Consider the following 24,404-nt stretch of genomic DNA (forward strand, 5'->3'; position numbering starts at 1 on the left):
CTTCTGTTCATTGTGTTCATCTCTTCGACATGGGTTCGTCATGCCTTCCGCCGATGACCGGAACTGGTTCGGCCGCGTCCGGCCACGCTGGAGCCTGGCCCGCCAGCTGTTCGTGCTCCAAGTGGTCGTCGTGGCCGTCGTGGTGCTCACCGGAGCCCTGCTGGCGTGGTACGACGCGGGGCAGCGCAACGAGGAGAAGGCCACGGACAAGGTCGTCACGGTGGCCCGCGTCCTGGCCGCGCAGCCCGCGGTGCGCGACGGGCTGACCGCGCCAGACCCGACGGCCACGCTGCAGCCGCTGGCCGAACGCGTCCGGGCCGAGACCGGCGTCGATTTCATCACGATCATGTCCCCGGCCGGCATCCGCTACACGCACCCGGACCCGACGCGCATCGGGCAGCCGTTCATCGGGCACATCGAGCAGGCCGTCGCCGGGCAGGTTTTCACCGAGACCTACACCGGCACGCTCGGCCCGTCGGTGCGCGCGGTGGTGCCGGTCTACGACGACGCGCACCGGCTGGTCGGACTGGTGTCGGACGGCATCACGGTGCTGATGCTCACCGCCGAGCTGCGCGATCAGGTGACCGCGCTGGTCGTGGTCGCGGTGGGGGCGCTGCTGGTCGGCGGGCTGCTGACGTACCTGGTCAGCGCCCGTATCCGGCGCCACACCCACGGGCTGCGGCCCGCCGAGCTCAGCCGCATGTACGAGTACCACGACGCGATCCTGCACGCGGTGCGCGAGGGATTGCTGCTGGTGGCGCCGTCCGGGCAGATCACCTTGTGCAACGATGGTGCCGCTGTGTTGCTCTCGCTGGATCCCGTCGAAACCGAAGGCAAGCACGTGTCCGAGCTCGGCCTCCCGCAGTCCCTTGTGGAGACTCTTGCGACGGGGCGGGCGGTGCGCGACGAGGTCCACCTGACCGACGACCACGTGCTGCTGGTCAACGTGTCGCAGATCCGCAGCGGTGAGCGCGACCTGGGCACCGTGGTCACGCTGCGCGACCACACCGAATTGCAGGCGTTGAGCGGCGAGCTGGACTCGATGCGCGGGTTCGCCGAGTCGCTGCGCTCCCAGGCCCACGAGTCGGCGAACCGGCTGCACACCGTGGTGTCGCTGATCGAGCTGGGCCGCGCCGAGGAGGCCGTCGCGTTCGCCACCGCCGAACTGCAGCTCGCCCAGCAGCTGACCGATCGGGTGGTCGGGGCGGTCGGCGAGTCGGTGCTTGCCGCGGTGCTGCTGGGCAAGAGCGCCGAGGCGGGGGAGCGCGGCGTGGAGGTCGTGCTGAGCGCCGACACCGAGATCGACGACATCGACGTGGGACACATCGACTCCCGGGACTTGGTGACGATCCTCGGGAACCTGATCGACAACTCCGTCGAGGCGACCATGGAAAGCGCGCGCCCGCGTCTGGAGGTGACCATCCGGTCCACTGAGGATGGTGTGCTGATCCAGGTCGCCGACAACGGGCCGGGGGTCGATCCGGGAAGCGCGCAGCGGGTCTTCCAGCGCGGTTGGTCGACGAAGGAGGACGGCCGCGGGCTCGGGCTCGCGCTGGTCGGGCAGAGCGTGCGCCGCTACCGCGGCAGCATCGACGTGCACAACGAGGGCGGCGCGGTGTTCACCGTCCTGTTGCCCGCCGGATCGGACGTGGCTCGGTGATATCGGTCCTCGTCGTCGAAGACGACCCGCTGGTGGGTGAGGCGCACGAGACCTATGTCAACCGGGTTGCCGGCTTCCGGGTGGCCGGCCGGGTCCGCACCGGCCAGGAAGCCCTGCGGTTCGTCGAACGCACCTCGGTCGACCTGGTGCTGCTCGACCTGCGGCTGCCCGACATGGACGGGCTGCAGGTCGCGCGGGCGCTGCGCACCGCGGGCAGCAACGCCGACGTGATCGCGGTGACTTCGGCCCGCGACCTCAAGGTGGTCCGGGCCGCGGTCTCCAGCGGTGTGGTGCAGTACCTGCTCAAGCCGTTCACGTTCGCGGCGATGCGGGAGAAGCTGGAGCACTACGCGCGCTTCCGGGCCAGCCTGGGGCACGATCGGGAAGTCAGCAGCCAGGCCGAGATCGACCGGGCGTTCTCGTCGCTGCGCGGCGTCGACCGGGCGGCGTTACCGAAGGGCATGGGCGAGGAGACGCTCGCGGCGGTCGTCTCCTCGCTGCGCGCCAACCTCGAGGGAGCGCCGGCGGGTGCGGTCGGCGAAGCCGTCGGGGTGTCCCGGGTGACCGCCCGCCGGTACCTGGAATACCTGGTAAACAAGGGCATGGCCGAGCGCCGCCCGCTCTACGGCGCGGTCGGCCGCCCCGAGATGGCCTACCGCTGGATCGGCGAAGCCTGACCGGAAGCCCTTTCCTGATACCGCAATTTCAATGGAAGTTGAGACCTTCGATTTCCATTGAAATTGCGTTAACCCAACGGTCAGCGGCGGTCGGAGGTGGGGCGGAGCAGGGGTGCTCCCGGGCCGAAATCCGCCAGCTTGTCGTCGGCGTTGTGCAGGGCGCAGGTGCGCAGCGAGAGGCAGCCGCAGCCGATGCAGCCGGTCAAGCGGTCGCGAAGCCGTTGCAGGCCGTCGATCCGTGCGTCCAGCTCGTCCCGCCAGCGGCGGGACAGCCGAGCCCAGTCCGCTTTGGTCGGAGCGTGGTCCGCGGGCAGCGTCGCCAGCGCCTCGGAGATCTGCTCCAGGCTCAGGCCGACCCGTTGCGCGGAGCGGATGAACGCCAACCGGCGCAGCACCGAGCGGTCGTAGCGGCGCTGGTTCCCGGAGGTCCGGGTGGTGGCGATCAGGCCGCGCTGCTCGTAGAAGCGCAGCGCGGTCTGGGCGACCCCACTGCGGTGCGAGACCTCTCCGATGGTCAACAGTTTCGGTAGCTTGGACACGTCCGCCAGGTTAGCCGAAACTTCGAGCATGGTTCAGGTTTTTCCCTTCTGCGGCCTTGACTTCCAGTGTGCTTGAAGTACCACGCTGGTGGGCATGGCGATCACCGCACCGCCGGCCGGGTTCGGCTACGCCGATCTCCGGCTGCTGATGAGCGAAATGACGGGCGACGACAAGCACTCCTTCGCCGCCACCTCCACGCTCGACGTGCTGTGGGTGCTCTACGACCAGGTCCTGTCGGTCGACCCGCGGCGCCTCGACGATCCCGACCGCGACCGTTTCCTGCTCTCCAAGGGCCACGGCCCAATGGCCTTCTACGCCGTGCTGGCGGCCAAGGGCTTCCTGGACCCGGCGGAACTCCCCCGCTTCGGCGAGTTCGACTCCCGCCTCGGTTTTCACCCGGACCGCGTGATGGTGCCCGGCGTCGAGATCGGCAGCGGCTCGCTCGGCCACGGCCTGCCGCTCGGGCTCGGGGTGGTGCTCGGCCTGCGGGCGCAAGGCCGCGGCCGGCCGCGCGTCGTCGTCCTCGTCGGCGATGCCGAGCTCGACGAAGGCAGCAACCACGAGGCCATCCAGGTCGCCGGCCGCTGGGGGCTGGGGAGGCTGACCACTGTCGTGGTGGACAACCGCTCGTCCAGCACCGGCTGGCCCGGTGGCATCGCCGACCGGTTCGCCCGCGAGGGCTGGGCCGCGCACACCGTCGACGGCCGCGACCACGCGGCATTGCACCAGGCGCTGACCGACACCCACCCGGACCGCCCGCTCGCGGTGGTCGCCGAGGTCGAGACCGAGGAGCTGTCATGACCGCACTGGCCGCGGAAGCGACCGAGTCGACGATGCGGCAGGCATTCGTCGACACCGTCACCGAAGCGCTCGACACCGATCCCCGGGTGGCCCTCGTGCTCGCCGAGATCTCCGGCGACCGGTTCGCCGACGCCGCCGCCCGCCACCCCGAGCGGGTGCTCAACCTAGGCATCCGGGAGCAGGCACTGGTGAGCGTGGCCGGTGGGCTGGCGCTGACCGGGCTGCGGGCAGTGGTGCACACGATCGCCCCGTTCCTCGTCGAGCGGCCCTTCGAGCAGCTCAAGCTGGACCTCAACCACCAGGACGTCGGCGCGCTCGTGGTCAGCACCGGAGCCTCCTACGACTACCCGTCCTCGGGGCGCACGCACATGGCGCCGGGCGACGTCGCGCTGATCGACACGCTGCCCGGCTGGACCGTGCACATTCCCGGCCACCCGGCCGAGGCCGAAGCGCTGCTGCGGTCCGCGCTACCCGGGGACGATCTCGCCTACCTGCGACTTTCTGAGCGGGTCAACGCCGAGCCGCTGGTGACTGGGCCGGGCTGGCGCACCATCCGCAGCGGCAGCCGGGGCGTGGTGCTCGCCGTGGGCCCGATGCTCGACCCGGTCCTGGCCGCGACCGCGGCCCTCGACATGACCGTGCTCTACACCGCCACCATCCGGCCGTTCGACGCCGTCGGGCTGCGCGCAGCGGTGCGGTCGGCGACCGCCGAGGTCGTGCTGGTGGAGCCCTACCTGCGCGGCACGTCGACACACGCGGTCAACGACGCGCTCGCCGACACTCCCCACCGGGTGCTGGCGCTGGGCGTCCGGCGCGAGGTGGAACTGCGGGCCTACGGCACGGCCGACGAACACGAAGCCGCGCACGGCCTGGGACCGACCGGCATCGGCGCGGCGGTGCGGAACTTCCTGGACGCTGCGGCGAGGTGACCTGTGCCGCCCGCGACGTGGCCTGATGCGCGATCCCGGTAGCCTTAAGGCCGTGGCACGAGTCGTCATCTTGGACTACGGATCAGGCAACCTCCGCTCTGCCGAACGCGCGCTCCAGCGCGTCGGGGCCGACGTAGAGGTGACCGCCGACCATCGTGCAGCGATGGAAGCCGACGGGCTGGTCGTTCCCGGCGTTGGGGCGTTCGCCGCCTGCATGGAGGGCCTGCTCCACGTCGGCGGCGACAAGATCATCGACCACCGGCTGGCCGGCGACCGCCCGGTCCTGGGGATCTGCGTCGGCATGCAGGTGCTCTTCGACGAGGGCGTCGAGCACGGCATGCAGGCCAACGGCTGCGGCCAGTGGCCGGGCACCGTCGAGCGGCTGCAGGCCGACATCTTGCCGCACATGGGCTGGAACGAGGTGCAGCCGCCAGCGGGCAGCACCCTGTTCGCCGGGATAGAGCCGGGCACCCGGTTCTACTTCGTGCACTCCTTCGGCGTCCGCAAGTGGCAGCTGCCGCCGTCGGAGGCGATCGCGCCGCCGCTGGTGACCTGGGCCGAGCACGGCGAACCATTCGTCGCCGCAGTGGAGAACGGGCCGCTGATGGCGACCCAGTTCCACCCGGAAAAGTCCGGGGAGGCGGGCGCCCGGCTGCTGCGGAACTGGCTGGACAGCCTGTGACGCGGCGGTGCGGCCTGCTGGGGCCGCGAGCGGTCCGGGTGATCGCCCTGGTCCTTGCGTTGGGGATGATCGCAGGTCTCGGCGCGCCCTACCTGCTGCAGGCGGGGGTGCCGCTGTGGGCGGTGCTGCTGCTGGTGCTGATCGTGCTTGCGGTGCCCGTCGTCGCCGTGACCCGAGGCGACCGCACCCGCCGCTGAGCAGGGCAGGTGCGGCGTCGTAGGGTTGGGGCGTGACTTTCACGCTACTTCCCGCTGTTGACGTTGCCGACGGTCAGGCAGTCCGCCTCGTGCAGGGCGCCGCCGGTACCGAAACCTCCTACGGAGACCCGCTGGAGGCCGCGCTGGCCTGGCAGCGCGCGGGGGCGGAGTGGATCCATCTGGTCGACCTGGACGCCGCGTTCGGCCGGGGCTCGAACCGGGCGCTGCTGGCCGAGGTGACCGACAAGCTCGACGTGCAGGTGGAGCTCTCCGGCGGCATCCGCGGCGACGCCTCGCTGGAGGCCGCGTTGGCCACCGGCTGCGCGCGGGTGAATCTCGGCACCGCCGCGCTGGAGAACCCGGAGTGGGCGGACCGGGTGGTCGCCGAGTACGGCGAGCGGGTCGCGGTCGGGCTGGACGTGCGGATCACTGAGCAGGGCCACCGGCTGGCCGCGCGCGGCTGGACCAAGGACGGCGGCGACCTGTGGGAGGTGCTGGCCCGGCTGGACGCCGCCGGTTGCCGCCGCTACGTGGTAACCGACGTCAGCAAGGACGGCACGCTGCAGGGGCCGAACATCGCGCTGTTGCGCGAGGTCTGCGCCCGTACCGAAGCTCCGGTGATCGCCTCCGGCGGTGTGTCCAGTGTGGACGACTTGGTGGAGCTGTCGAAGCTCGCGCCGGTCGGCCTGGAGGGCTCGATCGTCGGAAAGGCGCTCTACGCCCAGAACTTCACGCTCGAAGAGGCCCTCGCCGCCGTGCGCTGAGCGCCCGGACAGCCCGGGGCACCGCACCGCACGGTGATGTCTCTACCCTGGAGACATGGCCGTTGCGGTGCGTGTGATCCCCTGCCTGGACGTCGATCAGGGTCGGGTCGTCAAAGGTGTCAACTTCACTAACCTCAGGGACGCCGGCGATCCGGTGGAGCTCGCCCGCGCATACGACGCGGAAGGCGCCGATGAGCTCACCTTCCTCGACGTCACGGCGTCCTCGGCGGACCGGGAGACCACCTTCGACGTGGTCCGCCGCACCGCCGAGCAGGTGTTCATCCCGTTGACCGTCGGCGGCGGCGTGCGCAGCACCGACGACATCGACCGGCTGCTGCGCGCCGGGGCGGACAAGGTCAGCCTGAACACGGCGGCGATCGCCCGGCCCGAGCTGCTCAGCGAGGCCTCGCAGCGCTACGGCGCCCAGTGCATCGTGCTGTCCGTCGACGCGCGGCGCGTGCCCGAAGGCGGCCAGCCGACGCCGTCCGGCTACGAGGTCACCACGCACGGCGGTCGGCGCGGCACCGGGATCTGCGCCGTGGAGTGGGCCGCGAAGGGCCAGCAGCTCGGCGTCGGCGAGATCCTGCTGAACTCGATGGACGCCGACGGCACCAAGGCCGGTTTCGACCTGGAGATGATTCACGCGGTGCGCGAGGTCGTCGACGTGCCACTGATCGCCAGCGGTGGGGCCGGCGCCGTCGAGCACTTCGCCCCCGCGGTGCGGGCCGGGGCCGACGCGGTGCTGGCCGCCAGCGTGTTCCACTTCGCAGCGCTGCGGATCGGCGAGGTCAAGGACGCCATGCGGGCGGAAGGGATCACGGTTCGATGAGCAGTCTGGACCCGGCGATCGCGGCCCGGCTCAAGCGCAACCCGGACGGGCTCGTCGCGGCGGTCGCGCAGCAGCGCGGCACCGGCGAGGTGCTGATGATGGCGTGGATGGACGACGAGGCCCTGCACCGCACCCTCACCACCCGCCGCGGCACTTACTACTCCCGCAGCCGGCAGCAGTACTGGATCAAGGGCGAGACCTCCGGCCACACCCAGTACGTGCACGAGGTCCGCCTGGACTGCGACGGCGACACGATCCTGCTGGTCGTCGACCAGGAAGGCGCGGCCTGCCACACCGGCGACCACACCTGCTTCGACGCGGACGCGCTGCTCGAAGCGGAAGGCTGACGGTCACCGGCCGGAGATGTCGCCGGTGAGGTAGCGCTGGAGGTTGGGGCCGATCGCTGACACGACGGTGTCGTGGTCGGCCGAGGCCAGCGGCTCCAGGTGGACGACGTAGCGGGCCATTCCCAGCCCGATGATCTGCGACCCGCACAGCGCCGCGCGCAGCTCCGGCTGGTCCACGCCCAGAACCTTGATCAGCCGGTTGAACATCACGTTCTGGATGAACTCCCGGAGCATCGCCACCGCGTTCTCGTTGGCCGCGATGCTGCGGACCAGGGCCGCGAACTGGCCGCCCTCCGCGTTGTCCCACACGGTCAGGAACCGGCGCAGCAACCGCTCGGCCAGCTGCTCCAGATCGCCCGCCAGCAGCTCCGGCACCACTTCGGCCGGGTTGATCGGGATGTGCACCGCCGCGGTGAACAGCCCGTCCTTGCCGCCGAACCAGTGGTTGACCATCGCCGGATCGACCCCGGCCCGGCCCGCGATGGCGCGCACCGTCGCCGAGTCGTAGCCCTGCTCGGTGAACACCTCGCGCGCCGCCGCGAGCAGCGCTGCCCTGGTGTCGGCTCCGCCGCGCCGCCGCCCGCGGCGCTTCGGCTCGGTTCCGCTCTGGTCGATTCCACTGCTCACCCGCCCATCCTGGCCGCCGCCGTGGCCCGGGAGCAAAACGGTGAGGAGGTCCCGCGCGGACCAGAACGGGTGGGCGGCACAATGACGACATGGTCGGCGACGGTGAAATCGGCACTATCAGCCCTGGACGCGAGGAGTTCCGCGCCCTGGCGGCGGACCGCCGGGTGATCCCGGTGGTGCGGCGGTTGCTCGCGGACGGCGAGACCCCGCTGGGGGTGTACCGCAAGCTCGCCGGGGACCGCCCCGGAACGTTCCTCTTCGAGTCCGCCGAAAACGGTCGCTCCTGGTCGCGATGGTCCTTCGTGGGTGCGCACTGCGCCGCCGCGCTGACCGTCCGCGACGGCCAAGCGCACTGGACGGGCAAGCCGCCGACGGGGCTGCCGGAGGGCGGCGATCCGCTGCAGGCGCTGCGCGAGACCGTCCGGCTGCTGCGCACCGATCCACTACCCGGGCTGCCGCCGCTGACCGGCGGCATGGTCGGCTACCTCGGCTACGACGCGGTCCGCCGACTGGAGCGGCTGCCGAACCTCACCGAGGACGACCTGCAGATACCCGAGATGGTGATGCTGCTGGCCACCGACCTCGCCGCGCTGGACCACCACGAGGGCACCATCACGCTCATCGCCAACGCGGTGAACTGGGACGACTGCCCGGAGCGGGTGGACGCGGCCTACGACGACGCGGTGCGCCGGCTGGACGAGATGACCGAGCGGCTGTGCACCCCGGCCGCGCCCACGATCGCCTCGTTCTCCCGGCCGAGCCCGCAGTTCGTCCGGCGGCGCCAGCCCGACGAGCACTACGCAGCGGTGGAGAAGGCCAAGGAGGCGATCCGGGACGGCGAGGCGTTCCAGGTCGTGGTCTCGCAGCGGTTCGAGATGACGACCAGCGCGGACGCCCTCGACATCTACCGGGTCCTGCGCACGACGAACCCCAGCCCGTACATGTACCTGCTGCGGCTGGAGGCACCGGGGGGCGGCACGGCGTTCGACATCGTCGGCTCCAGCCCCGAATCGCTGGTCACGGTGCGCGACGGGCAGGCGACCACGCACCCGATCGCCGGGACCCGCTGGCGGGGTGCCGACGAGGACGAGGACGCGCTGCTGGAGAAGGAGCTCATCAACGACGACAAGGAGCGCGCCGAGCACCTGATGCTCGTCGACCTCGGCCGCAACGACCTGGGCCGGGTCTGCAAGCCGGGTTCGGTGCACGTCGTCGACTTCTTCCGCATTGAGCGCTACAGCCACGTCATGCACATCGTGTCCACCGTGACCGGGCAGCTCGCCGAAGGGCGGACGGCGTTCGACGCGATCGCCGCGTGCTTCCCGGCGGGCACGCTCTCCGGCGCGCCGAAGCCGCGCGCGCTGGAGCTGATCGAGGAGCTGGAACCGACCCGGCGCGCCCAGTACGGCGGCGTCGTGGGCTACCTGGATTTCGCTGGCGACGCCGACACCGCGATCGCGATCCGCACCGCGCTGGTGCGCGATGGCACCGCGTACGTGCAGGCCGGCGGCGGCATCGTGGCCGACTCCGACCCGGTGGCCGAGGACCAGGAGTGCCTGAACAAGGCGCGCGCGGTGCTCAACGCGGTGGCGACGGCGGAGACGCTGGCGCGGCCGACCAGCGATCAGGCGACGGGGGAACGGGTTGACCAGCGAGCCGGGATCTGAGACAACTGCGCCGCCCGCGCGGTCGAAGGGGCTGCTGTGGTCGGTGGTGCTGCTGGCGCTGGTCGCAGCCGGATTGCTGTGGGGCGCCAGCGCGCTCACCTGGGTCGGCCAGCGCTACCGCACGCCGTTGGGCACCGAGGTCACGGGCGGGTTCACCGGCGAGGACCTGCGCCCGGAGCTGGTGCCGATGGCGCTCGCGGCACTCGCCGCCGTCGCGGCGGTGCTGGCGACCGCCGGGTTTTTCAGGCGCGTGGTGGGCGTCCTCATCGCGGTCGCGGGCGGCGTGCTGGCCTGGCGGGCGGTCCAGCTCTACACCTCCGGCTGGTTCGCGGCCGGGAAGCCCGATGACGTGCCGCCGGGCAGCACGCCGATCGGTGAGCTGCTCAGTCGGCCGTACGGGCCGCTGCTGATGGCTGCGGGCGCGCTGCTGCTGTTCGTCGCCGGGCTGCTGGTGGCGTTGCGCGCGGGCAGAATGCCTGCGATGGGTGCGAAATATTCGGCCCCGGGGGCCGCGAAGCAGAAATCCCACGATCCGGACCGCCAGATGTGGAACGACTTGGACGACGGGCGCGATCCAACTGACAACCAGGATCGTTGAAAATATTTCAAATTCATCGAAGGGTGGAAAAGCCAGTTCGGGACGGTTCCGAACGGGTGCCCGACCATTCGTCAGGGCCGAAGGTCCTTGTTGTGCAGGGACGTTGGGCCACCCCCTTGGTGGGACCCATGGCCGGTGAGGTTTAGCATCGGCCATGCGACGGCACGGCGGGAAGGGGAGTGTCGTGATCGAGCGCAATGAGTTCATCTGCGCATCCAGTTGTTTGCGGACCGACGTGAAGGCGAGTGTTCGGGGCACGGCCGGCGAGGTGTTCGCGTGACCGTTCTGGAATCCATCATCGAAGGCGTTCGCGAAGATCTTGCAGTTCGCGAATCCGCGATCCCCTTCGACGAGATCAAGCAGTTGTCAGCTGCCGCGGCGCCGCCGCACGACGTGCTTGCCGCGCTGCGGGCGCCGGGCGTGGGCGTCATCGCGGAGGTGAAGCGACGCAGCCCGTCCAAGGGCGAGCTGGCCGAGATCGGCGAGCCGGCCGATCTCGCCGCCGACTATGCCGCCGCCGGTGCGCGCGTGATCAGCGTGCTCACCGAGCAGCGCCGCTTCGGCGGCTCGCTGGCCGACTTCGACGCGGTCCGCGCCAGGGTCAACACGCCCCTGCTGCGCAAGGACTTCATCGTCAGCCCGTACCAGGTGCACGAGGCCCGGGCGCACGGCGCGGACATGGTGCTGCTCATCGTGGCGGCCCTGGCGCAGAACGCGCTGGAAGCGCTGCTTGACCGAGTCGAGTCCCTGGGCATGACCGCGCTCGTCGAGGTGCACACCGCCGAGGAAGCCGACCGTGCGCTGGAGGCCGGTGCGAAAGTAATTGGCATCAACGCGCGCAACCTGCATACGCTCGAAGTCGACCGCGACGTGTTCGGCCGGATCGCTCCGGGACTGCCCCAGGAGATCCTCAAGATCGCCGAGTCCGGGGTCCGCGGGCCGAGCGACCTGATGGCCTACGCGGGGTCCGGTGCAGATGCGGTGCTGGTCGGCGAGGGTTTGGTGACCAGCGACAATCCCAAGACGGCCGTCACCCAGCTGGTGACCGCCGGGTCGCATCCCGCGTGCCCGCGGCCGAGCCGGTAGTCGGACCGGTTCCACGGGTTCAGGGGCCAGCGAGGCACAGGAGGTAAGGCAATGACCGTAGGCGCAGAGACCGCGCGCGCCCACCGCCCGGGCAAGCCCGTGCCGGAGGGACACGACCCGGACGAGCGCGGGCACTTCGGGGTCTACGGCGGCCGGTTCATGCCCGAGGCGCTGATCGCCGCCCAGGACGAGCTCGCCGCCGAGTACGCCAAGGCGCAGGGCGACCCGCAGTACCTCGCCGAACTCGACGACCTGCTGCGCAACTACGCCGGGCGGCCGTCCCTGCTGACCGAGGCGAAGCGGTTCGCCGAGCACGCCGGCGGCGCACGCATCCTGCTCAAGCGCGAGGACCTCAACCACACCGGCTCGCACAAGATCAACAACGTGCTGGGTCAGGCGCTGCTGGTCAAGCGGATGGGCAAGCGCCGGGTCATCGCCGAGACCGGCGCCGGGCAGCACGGCGTCGCCACCGCGACGGCCTGCGCGCTGCTCGACCTCGAATGCGTCATCTACATGGGCAAGGTGGACACCGAGCGGCAGGCCCTCAACGTCGCCCGGATGCGGCTGCTGGGCGCCGAGGTCATCCCGGTCAGCAGCGGCTCGGCGACCCTCAAGGACGCCATCAACGAGGCGCTGCGCGACTGGGTCACCAACGTCGACCACACCCACTACCTGCTGGGTACCGCCGCCGGCTCGCACCCGTTCCCGATGATGGTGCGCAACTTCCACAAGGTCATCGGCGACGAGGCCCGCCGGCAGGTGCTCGAACTGGCCGGTCGGCTGCCCGACGTGGTCGCGGCCTGCGTCGGCGGCGGCTCCAACGCCATCGGCATCTTCCACGGCTTCATCGACGACCCGGGCGTGCGGCTGGTCGGCTTCGAACCCGGCGGGCACGGCATCTCCTCCGGCGAACACGGCGCCACCCTCTGCGAGGGCACCCCCGGCACGCTGCACGGGGCCCGCTCGTACCTGCTGCAGGACGACGACGGCCAGGTCATCGAGGCCTACTCGATCTCCGCCGGGCTGGACTACCCGGGCGTGGGGCCCGAGCACTCCTACCTCAAGGACATCGGGCGCGCCGAGTACCGCTCGATCACCGACGACGAGGCCATGCAGGCGTTCCGGCTGCTGTCGCGCACCGAGGGCATCATCCCGGCCATCGAGTCGGCGCACGCGCTGGCCGGCGCGATCAAGCTCGGCCAGGAGCTCGGCCCAGATGCGATCATCCTGGTCAACCTGTCCGGTCGGGGCGACAAGGACATGGACACCGCGGCGAAGTACTTCGGGCTCGTCGACGAGACCAAGGAGGAGTCGCGGTGAACCTGCGCGAGGTTTTCCAGGCCTGCCGGGAAGAGCAGCGGGCGGCCCTGATCGGCTACTTGCCGGCCGGGTTCCCGACCGTCGAGGAGTCCAAGGAACTGTTCTCGGCGATGCTGACCGGTACCGACGGCTCGAGCGGTTGCGACATCGTCGAGGTCGGCATCCCGTTCTCCGACCCGGTGATGGACGGGCCCACGATCCAGGCGGCCAGCGACAAGGCGCTGCGCGCCGGCTTCCGGCTGCGGGACGCCTTCGACGTGGTGTCCTCGATCGCCGACGCAGGTGGGCACGCCGTGGTGATGACCTACTGGAACCCGGTGCACCACTACGGCCCGGACGCGTTCGCCCGCGATCTCAAGGCGGCCGGCGGGCTCGGCGTGATCACGCCGGACCTGATCCCGGACGAGGGCGAGGACTGGATCGCCGCGACCGACGCGCACGGCCTGGACCGGATCTTCCTGGTCGCCCCGTCGTCGACGGAGGAGCGGCTGGCGCTGACCGCCAAGGCGACCAGCGGCTTCGTCTACGCCACATCCGTGATGGGCGTGACGGGTGCGCGTGAGAGCGTCGGCGCTGCCGCGGCCGGACTGGTGCAGCGCACCCGCGCGCACACCGACCTGCCGATCGGCGTCGGGCTCGGGGTGCGCTCCGGCGAGCAGGTCGCCGAGGTGGCGGGCTTCGCCGACGGCGTCATCGTCGGCTCCGCCTTCGTCACCCGCGCCGAACAGGACGGACCGGCGGGTGTCCGTGAACTCGCCGCGGAGCTCGCTTGCGGCGTCCGGTCGCGCTGATCTGGCGAGCGTTCGTCGGGAACACCGAGCAGTTTGGGACTGGTGTGAACGGTCCGTTCGCTCCCCCGTGGAGCGAACGGACCTTCACCTCGTTGAGACGACCGGGTGGTGCTCACCTTTCGTCGAGCGACCGATACGGTTAGCGGCGTGAGTGCCCCGGTTGCAGCCTTGGCGAGTCCGTTCCTGGCCAACATCCCCAGCCCGCCGCAGGGGGTTTGGTTCATCGGCCCCATCCCGCTGCGCGCCTACGCGCTGTGCATCATTGCCGGCATCATCGCGGCCGTCTGGATCGGTAGCCGCCGCTGGCTGGCGCGCGGCGGACGCGAGGGCACGGTCATCGACATCGCGGTGTTCGCGGTGCCCTTCGGGCTGGTCGGCGGTCGGCTCTACCACGTCGCGACCGACTGGTACAAGTACTTCGGGCCGGACCGCAACCCGCTGGACGCCCTCAAGGTGTGGGAAGGCGGCCTGGGCATCTGGGGCGCGGTGGCGCTCGGCGCGGTCGGCGCCTGGATCGGCTGCCGCCGCCGGGGCGTGCCGCTGTCCGCGTTCGCCGACGCCGTCGCGCCCGGCATCATCCTGGCGCAGGCGATCGGCCGCCTCGGTAACTGGTTCAACCAGGAGCTCTACGGCGCGCCGACGGACCTGCCCTGGGGCCTGGAGATCTACCGGCGCATCGACCCGGCGACCGGGCTCGCGGACCCCATCACCGGTGTGGCGATGGACAGCACGCCGATCACGGTCGTGCACCCCACATTCCTGTACGAGCTGCTGTGGAACCTCGGTGTCTTCCTCCTGGTCATCTGGGCGGACCGCAAGTTCCGGATGGGCCACGGCCGAGTGTTCGCGCTCTACGTCGCGGGCTACACGGCGGGCCGGCTGTGGATCGAGATGATGCGCGCCGATGACGCCACGCACATCCTCGGCATCCGAATCAACGTCTTCACCTCCCTGATCGTCTTCGCCCTCGCGGTCCTGTACCTAGTGCTGGTGCGGGGCAAGCGCGAGGACCCCGAGCTGCTGCGAGGCAAGCCGATGCCCGGCGATGACGACGCCGCCGCGACGCCGGAGCAGGCGAATGCCGAGGAGCCGACGGCGACGACCGACGCCGACGCAGGCAAGGACGACGGCCCGGAGGGCAAGGACGACGGCCCGGAGGGCAAGGACGACGGCCCGGATGACGAGCGCGCGCAAGCACGAAGCGCCGACGGCGCCAAGGATGCGAAGGACTGACCCGCTTCGCCCGCGACCGGAGGGCTACCGATCAATTCCAGTGACGGGAACGCTCGGAGGAAGGCCTCGAAGCCGCGCGGGATATGAGGGGCAGCTTTTCGTCTGTCAATCGAGAAGATGTTTGGCGTGATGGGCGCCCGTCACGCGCGGATCGGGGCGATGACCGGGGAGCCGTCGGCGGTGTGCAGGACCGCGACCCGGGCCGTGTAGCGCTCCGCCAGGGCCGTGGGGGTCAGGACCTCCGTCGGGGTCCCCTCGGCCACCACGCGGCCCTCGTCGAGGAGGAGCAGGCGCTCGGCGTACTGGGCCGCGAGGGTCAGGTCGTGCAGCGTCATGACCACCGTCGTGCCCAGCTCCCGGCGCAGTTCGTCGACCAGGTCGAGCAGGGCCTGGGCGTGTCCGACGTCCAGGCCCGTGGTCGGCTCGTCGAGCAGCAGGACACCGGCCCGTTGGGCGAGGGCTCGGGCCAGCACGGCCCGTTGGCGTTCGCCGCCAGACAGCGTCGACAGGGCTCGGTCTGCGAGACGCGTCAGGTCCAGCCGCTCCAGCAGGGAACCGACCACGTCCAGGTCCGCGGGCCCTTCCCGGCCAAGCAGGCCCAGATGCGGGGTGCGTCCGAGCAGAACGTAGTCGGTGACCGTCAGGCCGATCGGCAGCTGGGGGATCTGCGGCGCGTAGCCGACCGCCTGGGCGCGTTCGCGGCGGCGCAGCGAGGCCAGCGGGCGGCCGTCGACCAGCACCCGACCGTGGTGCCGCACCAGTCCCGCGACGGCCTTCAACAGCGTCGACTTGCCCGACCCGTTGGGCCCGATGATGCCCAGCCAGCCGCCGTTGTCCACAGTGGTCGAAACGTCGGAAAGCACCGTGCTGCGGCGATATCCGGCCGACAGCTCATGCACCTCCAGGGTGCTCATGCGCGCCTCCGGTGCAGCAGGACCGCGAAGAACGGTGCGCCGGTGAACGCCGTGATCACGCCGATCGGGATCTCGGCCGGGGCCAGCACGGTTCGGGCGAGCATGTCCGCGAAGACCAGGAACGCCCCGCCGAACAGCAGCGACAGCGGCACGATGATCCGGAAGCTGCCGCCGACCGCCAGCCGCACCAGGTGCGGCACTACGAGGCCGACGAACCCGATCAGCCCGGCCACCGACACCGCCGCGGCGGTGGCCAGCGACGCGGCCGCGAGCACCAGCAGCCGCACCCGCCCCGGGCGCACGCCCAGCGCGGCCACCTCCTCATCGCCGGTGCCCAGCAGGTCCAGCAGCCGCGCGCAGGTGCAGAGCACGACCGCCGAGATCGCCAGGTAGGGCAGCACGACCAGCACTTCCCGCCAGCCGGTGGTGGTCAGCCGCCCCAGGATCCACATGTAAACCTGCTCCAGCGTCTCCACGCGCAGCTGCTGCGCGAACGTCTGCCCGGCGGTGAGGAACGCCCCGACCGCGACCCCGGCCAGCACGAGCGTCGCGATGTCCCGGCCGGCGGAGCGGCCGACCAGCCAGGTCAGGCCCACGCCGCCGAGCGCGCCGGCGAACGCCGCGAGCTGCACCGGGACCGACGGCGCGGTGGTGATCACCAGGGTGGCGCCCAACCCGGCCCCGGACGCGGCGCCCAGCAGGTACGGGTCGGCCAGCGGGTTGCGGAACACGCCCTGGAAGGCCGCGCCGGACACCGCCAGCGCGGCCCCGACCAGCACGCCGAGCACTACCCGGGGCACCCGCAGCTGCCACAGGATCGCCGCCTCCCGCTCGGACAGCGGCGACATGCCGCCGGTCAGCTGCGCGACGATCTCCCCGAGCACCCGCTGCCAGCCCAGTTCGGCGGCGCCGAGCAGCACCGACAGCAGGATGCTCGCCAGCAGCACCACCAACGCGAGCAGCAGGTGGCGCGGGTGCAGCTTGGTCTGCCTCAGAGGCGCGCGGCCCGGGCTGAGCGCTTCGGTCACCCGTGCTGCGCCTTCGCGACGCTGTCGCCGATCGCGCGAACCAAGTCCACCACCCGCGGGCCCCACCGGCCGGCGATGTCGTCGTCGAGTTCGATGATGCGGCCGTGCTGGACCGCGTCAAGGGTGTTCCAGCCGGGCCGGGCCGCCACCGCCGCCGCGTTGACCTTGCAGCACTTGGTGTCCGCGACGAAGATCAGGTTCGGGTTGGCCTGCACGATGTGCTCCTCGGACAGCTGCGGGAACTTCCCGCCTGCCGGGTCGGCGATGTTGTGCAGCCCGAACAGGCCGTAGACGCTGCCGACGAAGCTCTGCGAGGTCGCGGTGTAGTAGTCCGGGCTGACCTCGTGGAAGTACCTCAACGGCTGCGGCGGGCGCGGGGTGTTGCGGACGATCTCGTCGATCTGCGAGCGCATCCGGTCGACCAGCTGCGCGGCCTGCTTGGTGTGCCCGGTGGCCTGCCCGAGGACCTCGATCTGCTTGTAGGCGTCCTCCAGCGTCGCCGCCGACGGGGTGAGCAGTGTGGGCACGTTGACCACCTTCAGCCCCTCCGCCAGCTTCGCTGCGTTGTCCGGGGCGATGACCAGGTCGGGGGTGTGCGCGCCGACGGCCGCCGCGTCCGCGGTGAAGCCGGAGAGGTCGGTGCGCGGCGCCTGCGCCGGGAAGTTGGAGTACTGGTCCACCGCGATGACCTGGTCGCCGGCGCCGATCGCGTACAGCGTCTCGGTGGCCGTCGGCGACAGCGAGATGATCCGCTTCGGCTGCTGTGGGAGAGTCACCGGCGGCGCGCCGGGCAGCTCGACCTTGACCGGGAAAGCAGAGGCCGGGTCATCGGCCGGGGCGGGAGCATCGGAGCGGGGGCGGGTGGCGCACGCGGTGACCCCGGCGAGCAGGGCGAGCATCGCGAGCAGCAGGGCGGCGAGTCGGCGGAACCCGGTCATGTCTTCCCTACGTTCGGCCGGTGCGGTGGGGCAGGCGTGGCCGGGCAGCCGACGCCGCACCCCTGCACCGGGGGTGGCGGACATCGACGCCACGCGCAAGGCGACCTGGCTCGTGCCCGCCCGAAGCGGGCCATCGCAGTTGCGGCACAGCACCGGGTTCACACCGGTTTCGCTTGGCGCTGGCGTCCCGCGAGCACCCGTAGCGGGGCACTCTGAGCTGGAAAGATATCAGCAGAAGATCGGCCGTCCGCGCCGCGCGGAAGTGGCCTGCCACACGGGGGCTGCCCAGGCTGCCAAACGGGGGCTACCCAGGGTGCGACCCAGCGGCTAAATTTGACGACGAACTGTGTTCGACGACGCGCGTCCGCAGGTGCGGTAACCCAACCGGGTGCGTTACTACAAGATGGTCAGCATCACGTCCAGAATCCTGCTTTCGGGTATCGCGGCTGTTAAAGTTCTTTAAACGCTCCGGTTACGAGCGGGCTTTAGGAAGCCCGAAAACATCTGTCGTGTCACCGGTAGCCAGTCTGCGGGCCAGCGTCGTCCCGTGCTCAGAAGTCATGAAGTCAGGTCAGCGATTGATCGTGGGCTTCCAGCACGAGAAATGACGAGGGAGGTCTGCGCAGTGGTCTTCTCCGCCGTCCCAGCAGCCCAGGGGTTGTACGACCCGGCTGCGGAACAGGATTCCTGCGGTGTCGCCATGGTCGTCGACATCCGCGGCCGCCGTTCCCACGGCATCGTCGCCGACGCGCTGACCGCGCTCGCGAACCTGGAGCACAGGGGTGCTGCCGGTGCCGAACCGACCAGCGGCGACGGAGCTGGCATCCTGCTGCAGCTGCCGGACGAGCTGCTGCGCGCCGAGGCCGGTGTCGAGCTGCCGGAGCCCGACGAGGCCGGCCAGAACCGCTACGCGGCCGGTATGGCCTTCCTGCCCACCGACGCCGAGCAGCGTCGTCAGGCCGAGGAGCTGGTGGCGCGGGTCGCCGCCGAGGAGAACCTGCGGGTGCTGGGCTGGCGGGACGTGCCGGTGACCCCGGAGCGGGCCGGCGTTGGAACCACCGCCGTGAAGTGCATGCCGCACTTCGCGATCCTGCTGGTCGCCGGGTACCACGACGAGGCTGGCGTCGAGCTGGATCGGCTGGCGTTCTGCCTGCGCAAGCGCGCCGAGCGGGAGGCCGCACGGGAAGGGCTGGAGCTGTACTTCCCGTCACTGTCCAGCCGCACCCTGGTCTACAAGGGCATGCTGACCACCGGGCAGGTGCCCGCCTTCTTCCCGGATTTAACCGACGAGCGGCTGGTCAGCGCGATTGCGCTGGTGCACAGCAGGTTCTCCACGAACACCTTCCCGTCTTGGCCGCTGGCGCACCCGTTCCGCTACGTCGCGCACAACGGCGAGATCAACACGATCCGCGGCAACCGCAACCGGATGCGGGCCCGCGAGGCGTTGCTTGCCTCCGACCTGATCCCGGGCGACCTCTCCCGGCTGTACCCGGTCTGCACCGGCGACGGCTCGGACTCCGCCTCCTTCGATGAGGTGCTGGAACTGCTGCACCTGGGCGGCCGCAGCCTGCCGCACGCGGTGCTGATGATGGTGCCGGAGGCGTGGGAGAACCACGCCGAGATGGACCCCAAGCGCAAGGCCTTCTACCAGTTCCACGCCAGCCTGATGGAGCCGTGGGACGGCCCGGCGTGCGTCACCTTCACCGACGGCACGCTGGTCGGCGCGGTGCTGGACCGCAACGGCCTGCGCCCGGCCCGCTGGTGGCGGACCGCCGACGACAGGGTGGTGCTGGCCAGCGAGACCGGCGTGCTCAGCCTCAAGCCCGAAGAGGTGGTGGCCAAGGGCCGGCTGCAGCCGGGCCGGATGTTCCTGATCGACACCGCGCAGGGCCGCATCGTCGATGACGAGGAGGTCAAGGCCGGTCTCGCCGGGGAGCACGCCTACGACGAGTGGCTGCACTCCGGGCTGCTCAACCTCGACGAGCTGCCGGACCGCGAGCACGTGGTGCACACCCACGAGTCGGTGGTGCGCCGCCAGCTGTCCTTTGGCTACACCGAGGAGGAGCTCAGCCTGCTGCTGGCGCCGATGGCCACCGGCGGCGGCGAGCCGCTGGGCTCGATGGGCTCGGACACACCGACGGCGCCGATGTCGCAGCGCTCGCGGATGCTCTACGACTACTTCGTGCAGCAGTTCGCGCAGGTCACGAACCCGCCGTTGGACGCCATCCGGGAGGAGATCGTCACCTCGGTAGCCCGCGTGATGGGCCCGGAGCAGAACCTGCTGGCCCCCTCTGCCGCGTCCTGCCGGCACATCGTGCTGCCCAACCCGGTGATCGACAACGACGAGCTGGCCAAGCTCATCCACGTCAACGACGACGGTGACCTGCCCGGTTTCGCCTCCGCCGTGCTCTCCGGCCTCTACGAGGTGGATGGTGGCGGCGAGGCGCTGGCCGAGGCCATCGAGCGGGTGCGTCAGGAGGCGTCCGAGGCGATCGCCGCCGGGGCGCGCGTGCTAGTGCTTTCCGACCGCGACTCCGACCACAAGATGGCGCCGATCCCGTCGCTGCTGCTGGTCTCGGCAGTCCACCAGCACCTCGTGCGCACCAAGGAACGGCTGCGGGTCGCGCTGGTGGTGGAGAGCGGTGACGCCCGCGAGGTGCACCACATCGCCACGCTGCTCGGCTACGGCGCCGCAGCGGTCAACCCGTACCTGGCGTTCGAGACCATCGAGGACATGATCGCCACCGGCCAGATCACCGGCACGCGGGCGAAGGTGGCGATCCGCAACTACGTGCAGGCGCTGGTCAAGGGAGTGCTGAAGGTGATGTCCAAGATGGGCATCTCCACCGTCGGCGCCTACACCGCCGCCCAGGTCTTCGAGGCCGTCGGCCTGTCCGGCGAGATCGTCGACGAGTACTTCGAGGGCACCACCTCGAAGCTCGGCGGCGTCGGGCTGGACGTGCTGGCCGAGGAGGTCGCGCAGCGGCACCGCCGGGCCCACCCGGACAACCCGACCGAGCGGGTTCACCGCAAGCTGGAGATCGGCGGCGACTACGCCTACCGGCGCGAAGGCGAACTGCACCTGTTCACCCCGGAGACGGTGTTCCTGCTGCAGCACTCCACCAAGACCGGCAAGTACGACGTGTTCCGCAAGTACACGGCGGAGTGCGACCGGCTCGCGGCCGAGGGCGGCACGCTGCGCGGCCTGTTCAAACTGGACAGCGGCCGGGCGCCGATCGACATCGACGAGGTCGAGCCGATCTCGGAGATCATGAAGCGGTTCTCCACCGGAGCCATGAGCTACGGCGCGATCTCCGCGGAGGCGCACGAGACGCTGGCCATCGCGATGAACCGGATCGGCGGCAAGTCCAACTCCGGTGAGGGCGGCGAGGACGTCGACCGGCTCTACGACCCGCAGCGTCGTTCGGCCGTGAAGCAGGTCGCCAGCGGCCGGTTCGGCGTGACCAGCGAATACCTGGTCAACGCCACCGACATCCAGATCAAGATGGCGCAGGGTGCCAAGCCCGGCGAGGGCGGGCAGTTGCCCGCGCACAAGGTGTACCCGTGGATCGCGAAGACACGGCACTCCACGCCGGGCGTGGGGCTGATCTCCCCGCCGCCACACCACGACATCTACTCGATCGAGGACCTGGCGCAGCTCATCCACGACCTGAAGAACGCCAACGAGCACGCCCGGGTCCACGTCAAGCTGGTCTCCGAGATCGGTGTCGGCACCGTCGCCGCGGGCGTCTCCAAGGCGCACGCCGACGTGGTGCTGATCTCCGGCCACGACGGCGGCACCGGTGCGGCGCCGCTGACGTCGCTGAAGCACGCCGGCACGCCGTGGGAGGTCGGCTTGGCCGAGACGCAGCAGACATTGCTGCTCAACGGCCTGCGCGACCGGATCACGGTCCAGGTCGACGGCGGCTTCAAGACCGGCCGTGACGTGGTCGTCGCCGCGCTGCTGGGTGCCGAGGAGTACGGCTTCGCCACCGCGCCGCTGGTGGTCGAGGGTTGCGTGATGATGCGCGTGTGCCACCTCGACACCTGCCCGGTCGGGGTCGCCACCCAGAACCCGGAGCTGCGCAAGCGCTACACCGGCCAGGTCGACCACGTGGTGAACTTCTTCGAGTTCATCGCGCACGAGGTCCGCGAGTACTTGGCGGAGCTCGGGTTCCGCACCCTGGACGAGGCCATCGGCCAGGTCTCGACGCTGGGCAAGGACGAGGCGATGGCGCACTGGAAGGCGCGCGGCCTCGACCTGACCCCGGTGTTCACCGAGCCGCAGACCCCGTACTCGCAGGTGCGGCGCCGGGTCCGCGAGCAGGACCACGGCCTGGACCACGCGCTGGACCGCACGCTCATCCAGCTCGCCGAGGCGGCGCTGGAAGACGCCCGCCCGGTGCGGCTGGAGCTGCCGGTGCGCAACGTCAACCGCACCGTCGGCACGCTGCTGGGTGCCGAGGTCAGCCGCCGTTACGGCGGCGAAGGCCTGCCGGCGGACACCATCCACGTGGAACTGGAGGGTTCGGCCGGGCAGTCGCTGGGTGCGTTCCTGCCGCCGGGCATCACGCTGGACATGGTCGGCGACGCCAACGACTACGTCGGCAAGGGCCTCTCCGGCGGGCGGATCGTCGTGCGCCCGCACCCGGATTCGGCGTTCGCCGCCGAAGACCAGGTGATCGCGGGCAACGTGATCGGCTACGGCGCGACCAGCGGCGAGATCTTCTTGCGTGGCAAGGTCGGCGAGCGGTTCTGCGTGCGCAACTCCGGCGCGCTCGCGGTCGCCGAGGGCGCCGGTGACCACGCCTTCGAGTACATGACCGGGGGTCGCGCGGTGGTGCTCGGCGGCACCGGCCGCAACGTCGGCGCCGGTATGTCCGGCGGCATCGCCTACGTGCTCGACCTGGACCCGGTGCGGGTGAACACCGCGATGGTGGACCTGCAGCGGCCCAGCGCCAAGGAACTGAAGTGGCTGCACGAGGTCGTGCAGCAGCACCGCGACCGGACGGGTTCGGCGGTGGCGGCCTCGCTGCTCGGCGACTGGCCGCGGCGCTCTGCGGCGTTCACCAAGGTGATGCCGCGCGACTACCAGCGAGTCCTGGATGCCACGCGGATGGCCAAGATCGAAGGCCGGGACGTGGACGAGGCGATCATGGAGGCTTCCCGTGGCTGACCCGAGGGGATTTCTGAAGCACGCGCGGGCCGACGCCCCCAAGCGCCTCGTCGACGAGCGGCTGGGCGACTGGCACGAGGTCTACGCCACGCTGTCCGCCGAGGACCGCAAGGCGGAAACTGCCACGCAGGCCGCGCGGTGCATGGACTGCGGCATCCCGTTCTGCCACTCCGGTTCGGCCGGTTGCCCGTTGGGCAACCTGATCCCGGAGTGGAACAACATGGTCCGCCGCGGCCAGTGGCAGGACGCCAGCGAGCGGCTGCACGCCACCAACAACTTCCCGGAGTTCACCGGCAAGTTGTGCCCCGCCCCGTGCGAGGCCGGCTGCGTGCTGGCGATCTCGCCGGCGGCCGGCGGCGCGGTGGCCATCAAGCGCGTCGAGGAGACCATCGCCGAGGTCAGCTGGAAGAACGAGTACGTCACCGCGCAGGTGACGGAGGCGCACACCGGCAAGCGGGTGGCCGTGGTCGGTTCCGGGCCGGGCGGGCTCGCCGCGGCTCAGCAGCTGACCCGCGCCGGGCACGAGGTGACCGTTTACGAGCGCGACGACCGCATCGGCGGGCTGCTGCGCTACGGCATCCCCGAGTTCAAGATGGAGAAGTCCGTCCTGGACCGGCGATTGGCGCAGATGCGCGCCGAGGGCACCAGGTTCATCACCGGCTGCGAGGTCGGCGTCGACCTGACCGTCGAGGAACTGCGCGCCGGTTACGACGCCGTGGTGCTGGCGGTGGGCGCGCTGCGCGGCCGCGACGACACCACGATCCCGGGGCGGCACCTCAAGGGCGTGCATCTGGCCATGGAGCACCTGGTGCCGGCGAACAAGGAGTGCGAGGGTGACGGCCCGACGCCGATCTCGGCGCAGGGCAAGCACGTCATCATCCTCGGTGGCGGCGACACCGGCGCGGACTGCTACGGCACCGCGACCCGGCAGGGCGCGCTTTCGGTGACGCAGCTGGACAACTACCCGCAGCCGCCGACGTCCCGCGACGACGACCGGTCGCCGTGGCCGACCTGGCCGTACATCCTGCGCACCTACCCGGCGCACGAAGAGGCCGGGGAGCGGAAGTTCGCGGTGGCGATCGAGTCGTTCGTCGGCGACGACGAGGGCAACGTGCGCGCGGTGCGACTGCGCGAGGTGAAGGTGCAGCGCGACGCGGAGGGCCGTCGGCAGATTGTGCCCGTGTCCGACGAGATCCAGGAGCTGCCCTGCGACCTGGCGCTGCTGGCCATCGGCTTCGAGGGCGTCGAGCGCATGCGGCTGCTGGACGGCCTGGGCATCGAGCTGACCAAGCGCGGCACCATCGGCTGCGGCTCGAACTGGGAGACCACGGCGCCGGGGGTGTTCGTCTGCGGCGACGCGCACCGCGGCGCGTCCCTGGTGGTGTGGGCGATCGCGGAGGGCCGTTCGGTGGCCAACGCGGTCGACGCCCACCTCACCGGCGACTCCCGCCTCCCGTCCCCGGTCCACCCCACCGCGCTTCCCCTGGCGGTGTGATTTTTCCGAGGTGAGGGGCATCCTTGAGCGGCCTAGTTGCTCGAGGGTGCCCTCACCTCATATCGATCGGGTGATCATGTGCCGGTCAGAGGAGCTGCCAACGGG

The 24,404-nt window shown here is 70.8% G+C and carries 22 protein-coding genes; 17 read left to right on the plus strand and 5 right to left on the minus strand.

Annotated features, from left to right (window positions below; all coding sequences use genetic code 11):
- Window positions 1-40: 40 nt before the first annotated feature.
- Both ACWDKQ_RS05285 and ACWDKQ_RS05290 read left to right on the plus strand, forming a co-directional pair.
- The gene (locus tag ACWDKQ_RS05285) at window positions 41-1,660 is read left to right on the plus strand and encodes a sensor histidine kinase (protein ID WP_450137501.1); all 1,620 of its coding nucleotides are present in this window, start codon (window positions 41-43) and stop codon (window positions 1,658-1,660) included.
- Window positions 1,657-2,337, plus strand: coding sequence for a response regulator (locus ACWDKQ_RS05290; protein WP_450137502.1), 681 nt, complete (start codon window positions 1,657-1,659; stop codon window positions 2,335-2,337). Before ACWDKQ_RS05285 ends, ACWDKQ_RS05290 begins: the two co-directional genes overlap by 4 nt.
- An 80-nt stretch (window positions 2,338-2,417) precedes the next feature.
- On the opposite strand, the gene soxR is transcribed toward ACWDKQ_RS05290, so the two are convergent.
- The gene (gene soxR / locus ACWDKQ_RS05295; RefSeq protein WP_450137503.1) at window positions 2,418-2,906 is read right to left on the minus strand and encodes a redox-sensitive transcriptional activator SoxR; all 489 of its coding nucleotides are present in this window, start codon (window positions 2,904-2,906) and stop codon (window positions 2,418-2,420) included.
- Between the two features lie 64 nt (window positions 2,907-2,970).
- Here soxR and ACWDKQ_RS05300 point away from each other — a divergent pair, with 64 nt between their 5' ends.
- The 7 genes from ACWDKQ_RS05300 to hisI are packed head-to-tail and all read left to right on the plus strand — an operon-like array spanning window position 2,971 to window position 7,426.
- Window positions 2,971-3,678, plus strand: a complete 708-nt coding sequence (locus ACWDKQ_RS05300; RefSeq protein ID WP_450137504.1) for a transketolase — start codon at window positions 2,971-2,973, stop codon at window positions 3,676-3,678.
- Window positions 3,675-4,607: a transketolase family protein gene (locus tag ACWDKQ_RS05305; RefSeq protein WP_450137505.1), complete on the plus strand. Its 933-nt coding sequence runs from the start codon at window positions 3,675-3,677 to the stop codon at window positions 4,605-4,607. Before ACWDKQ_RS05300 ends, ACWDKQ_RS05305 begins: the two co-directional genes overlap by 4 nt.
- 25 nt (window positions 4,608-4,632) lie before the next feature.
- The gene (gene hisH / locus ACWDKQ_RS05310; RefSeq protein WP_450137506.1) at window positions 4,633-5,289 is read left to right on the plus strand and encodes an imidazole glycerol phosphate synthase subunit HisH; all 657 of its coding nucleotides are present in this window, start codon (window positions 4,633-4,635) and stop codon (window positions 5,287-5,289) included.
- The gene (locus tag ACWDKQ_RS05315; protein WP_450137507.1) at window positions 5,286-5,486 is read left to right on the plus strand and encodes a hypothetical protein; all 201 of its coding nucleotides are present in this window, start codon (window positions 5,286-5,288) and stop codon (window positions 5,484-5,486) included. The genes hisH and ACWDKQ_RS05315 overlap by 4 nt, the downstream gene beginning before the upstream one ends.
- A gap of 32 nt (window positions 5,487-5,518) precedes the next feature.
- Window positions 5,519-6,250: a bifunctional 1-(5-phosphoribosyl)-5-((5-phosphoribosylamino)methylideneamino)imidazole-4-carboxamide isomerase/phosphoribosylanthranilate isomerase PriA gene (gene priA / locus ACWDKQ_RS05320; RefSeq protein WP_450137508.1), complete on the plus strand. Its 732-nt coding sequence runs from the start codon at window positions 5,519-5,521 to the stop codon at window positions 6,248-6,250.
- Between the two features lie 55 nt (window positions 6,251-6,305).
- Entirely contained in the window at window positions 6,306-7,079 is a 774-nt protein-coding gene (hisF, locus tag ACWDKQ_RS05325; protein WP_450137509.1) for an imidazole glycerol phosphate synthase subunit HisF, read from the plus strand.
- On the plus strand, window positions 7,076-7,426 hold the full coding sequence (gene hisI / locus ACWDKQ_RS05330; protein WP_450137510.1) for a phosphoribosyl-AMP cyclohydrolase: 351 nt from the start codon (window positions 7,076-7,078) through the stop codon (window positions 7,424-7,426). The genes hisF and hisI overlap by 4 nt, the downstream gene beginning before the upstream one ends.
- A 3-nt stretch (window positions 7,427-7,429) precedes the next feature.
- On the opposite strand, the gene ACWDKQ_RS05335 is transcribed toward hisI, so the two are convergent.
- Entirely contained in the window at window positions 7,430-8,053 is a 624-nt protein-coding gene (locus tag ACWDKQ_RS05335; RefSeq protein ID WP_450137511.1) for a TetR/AcrR family transcriptional regulator, read from the minus strand.
- Between the two features lie 89 nt (window positions 8,054-8,142).
- Between ACWDKQ_RS05335 and ACWDKQ_RS05340 the strand changes: the two genes are divergently transcribed.
- From ACWDKQ_RS05340 to lgt, 6 genes are all read left to right on the plus strand, one after another.
- Window positions 8,143-9,720: an anthranilate synthase component I gene (locus ACWDKQ_RS05340; RefSeq protein WP_450137512.1), complete on the plus strand. Its 1,578-nt coding sequence runs from the start codon at window positions 8,143-8,145 to the stop codon at window positions 9,718-9,720.
- The gene (locus ACWDKQ_RS05345; RefSeq protein WP_450137513.1) at window positions 9,698-10,318 is read left to right on the plus strand and encodes a Trp biosynthesis-associated membrane protein; all 621 of its coding nucleotides are present in this window, start codon (window positions 9,698-9,700) and stop codon (window positions 10,316-10,318) included. The genes ACWDKQ_RS05340 and ACWDKQ_RS05345 overlap by 23 nt, the downstream gene beginning before the upstream one ends.
- Before the next feature lie 276 nt (window positions 10,319-10,594).
- A complete protein-coding gene (trpC, locus tag ACWDKQ_RS05350) occupies window positions 10,595-11,404 on the plus strand; it encodes an indole-3-glycerol phosphate synthase TrpC (protein WP_450137514.1) in 810 nt (269 codons plus the stop codon).
- A gap of 51 nt (window positions 11,405-11,455) precedes the next feature.
- Window positions 11,456-12,724, plus strand: coding sequence for a tryptophan synthase subunit beta (gene trpB, locus ACWDKQ_RS05355; RefSeq protein WP_450137515.1), 1,269 nt, complete (start codon window positions 11,456-11,458; stop codon window positions 12,722-12,724).
- A complete protein-coding gene (trpA, locus tag ACWDKQ_RS05360) occupies window positions 12,721-13,515 on the plus strand; it encodes a tryptophan synthase subunit alpha (RefSeq protein ID WP_450137516.1) in 795 nt (264 codons plus the stop codon). The genes trpB and trpA overlap by 4 nt, the downstream gene beginning before the upstream one ends.
- Window positions 13,516-13,662: 147 nt before the next feature.
- Window positions 13,663-14,748 (plus strand): prolipoprotein diacylglyceryl transferase, encoded by a 1,086-nt coding sequence (gene lgt / locus ACWDKQ_RS05365; protein ID WP_450137517.1) that lies wholly within the window; start codon window positions 13,663-13,665, stop codon window positions 14,746-14,748.
- Window positions 14,749-14,888: 140 nt separating this feature from the next.
- Here the strand turns inward: lgt and ACWDKQ_RS05370 are convergent, their stop codons facing one another.
- From ACWDKQ_RS05370 to ACWDKQ_RS05380, 3 genes are read right to left on the minus strand one after another with little or no spacing between them, the layout of a single operon-like run.
- A complete protein-coding gene (locus ACWDKQ_RS05370; protein ID WP_450137518.1) occupies window positions 14,889-15,662 on the minus strand; it encodes an ABC transporter ATP-binding protein in 774 nt (257 codons plus the stop codon).
- Window positions 15,659-16,690, minus strand: a complete 1,032-nt coding sequence (locus tag ACWDKQ_RS05375; RefSeq protein ID WP_450137519.1) for a FecCD family ABC transporter permease — start codon at window positions 16,688-16,690, stop codon at window positions 15,659-15,661. The genes ACWDKQ_RS05370 and ACWDKQ_RS05375 overlap by 4 nt, the downstream gene beginning before the upstream one ends.
- Window positions 16,687-17,790, minus strand: a complete 1,104-nt coding sequence (locus ACWDKQ_RS05380; protein ID WP_450137520.1) for an ABC transporter substrate-binding protein — start codon at window positions 17,788-17,790, stop codon at window positions 16,687-16,689. The genes ACWDKQ_RS05375 and ACWDKQ_RS05380 overlap by 4 nt, the downstream gene beginning before the upstream one ends.
- A gap of 463 nt (window positions 17,791-18,253) precedes the next feature.
- On the opposite strand from ACWDKQ_RS05380, the gene gltB reads away from it, so the two are divergent.
- Together gltB and ACWDKQ_RS05390 are read left to right on the plus strand one after the other, a co-directional pair.
- Complete coding sequence (gltB, locus tag ACWDKQ_RS05385) at window positions 18,254-22,804, plus strand: glutamate synthase large subunit (protein WP_450137575.1); 4,551 nt, start codon at window positions 18,254-18,256, stop codon at window positions 22,802-22,804.
- A complete protein-coding gene (locus ACWDKQ_RS05390) occupies window positions 22,797-24,299 on the plus strand; it encodes a glutamate synthase subunit beta (RefSeq protein WP_450137521.1) in 1,503 nt (500 codons plus the stop codon). The genes gltB and ACWDKQ_RS05390 overlap by 8 nt, the downstream gene beginning before the upstream one ends.
- Window positions 24,300-24,404: the final 105 nt, after the last annotated feature.

Source organism: Saccharopolyspora sp. NPDC000995, assembly GCF_053599315.1.

Coding starts and splice junctions, on each gene's coding strand:
- ACWDKQ_RS05285 (WP_450137501.1), top strand. CDS start 41: ATGCCTTCCGCCGATGACCGGAACTGGTTCGGCCGCGTCCGGCCACGC.
- soxR (WP_450137503.1), bottom strand. CDS start 2,906: ATGCTCGAAGTTTCGGCTAACCTGGCGGACGTGTCCAAGCTACCGAAA.
- ACWDKQ_RS05300 (WP_450137504.1), top strand. CDS start 2,971: ATGGCGATCACCGCACCGCCGGCCGGGTTCGGCTACGCCGATCTCCGG.
- ACWDKQ_RS05305 (WP_450137505.1), top strand. CDS start 3,675: ATGACCGCACTGGCCGCGGAAGCGACCGAGTCGACGATGCGGCAGGCA.
- hisH (WP_450137506.1), top strand. CDS start 4,633: ATGCGCGATCCCGGTAGCCTTAAGGCCGTGGCACGAGTCGTCATCTTG.
- hisF (WP_450137509.1), top strand. CDS start 6,306: ATGGCCGTTGCGGTGCGTGTGATCCCCTGCCTGGACGTCGATCAGGGT.
- hisI (WP_450137510.1), top strand. CDS start 7,076: ATGAGCAGTCTGGACCCGGCGATCGCGGCCCGGCTCAAGCGCAACCCG.
- ACWDKQ_RS05340 (WP_450137512.1), top strand. CDS start 8,143: ATGGTCGGCGACGGTGAAATCGGCACTATCAGCCCTGGACGCGAGGAG.
- trpB (WP_450137515.1), top strand. CDS start 11,456: ATGACCGTAGGCGCAGAGACCGCGCGCGCCCACCGCCCGGGCAAGCCC.
- ACWDKQ_RS05370 (WP_450137518.1), bottom strand. CDS start 15,662: ATGAGCACCCTGGAGGTGCATGAGCTGTCGGCCGGATATCGCCGCAGC.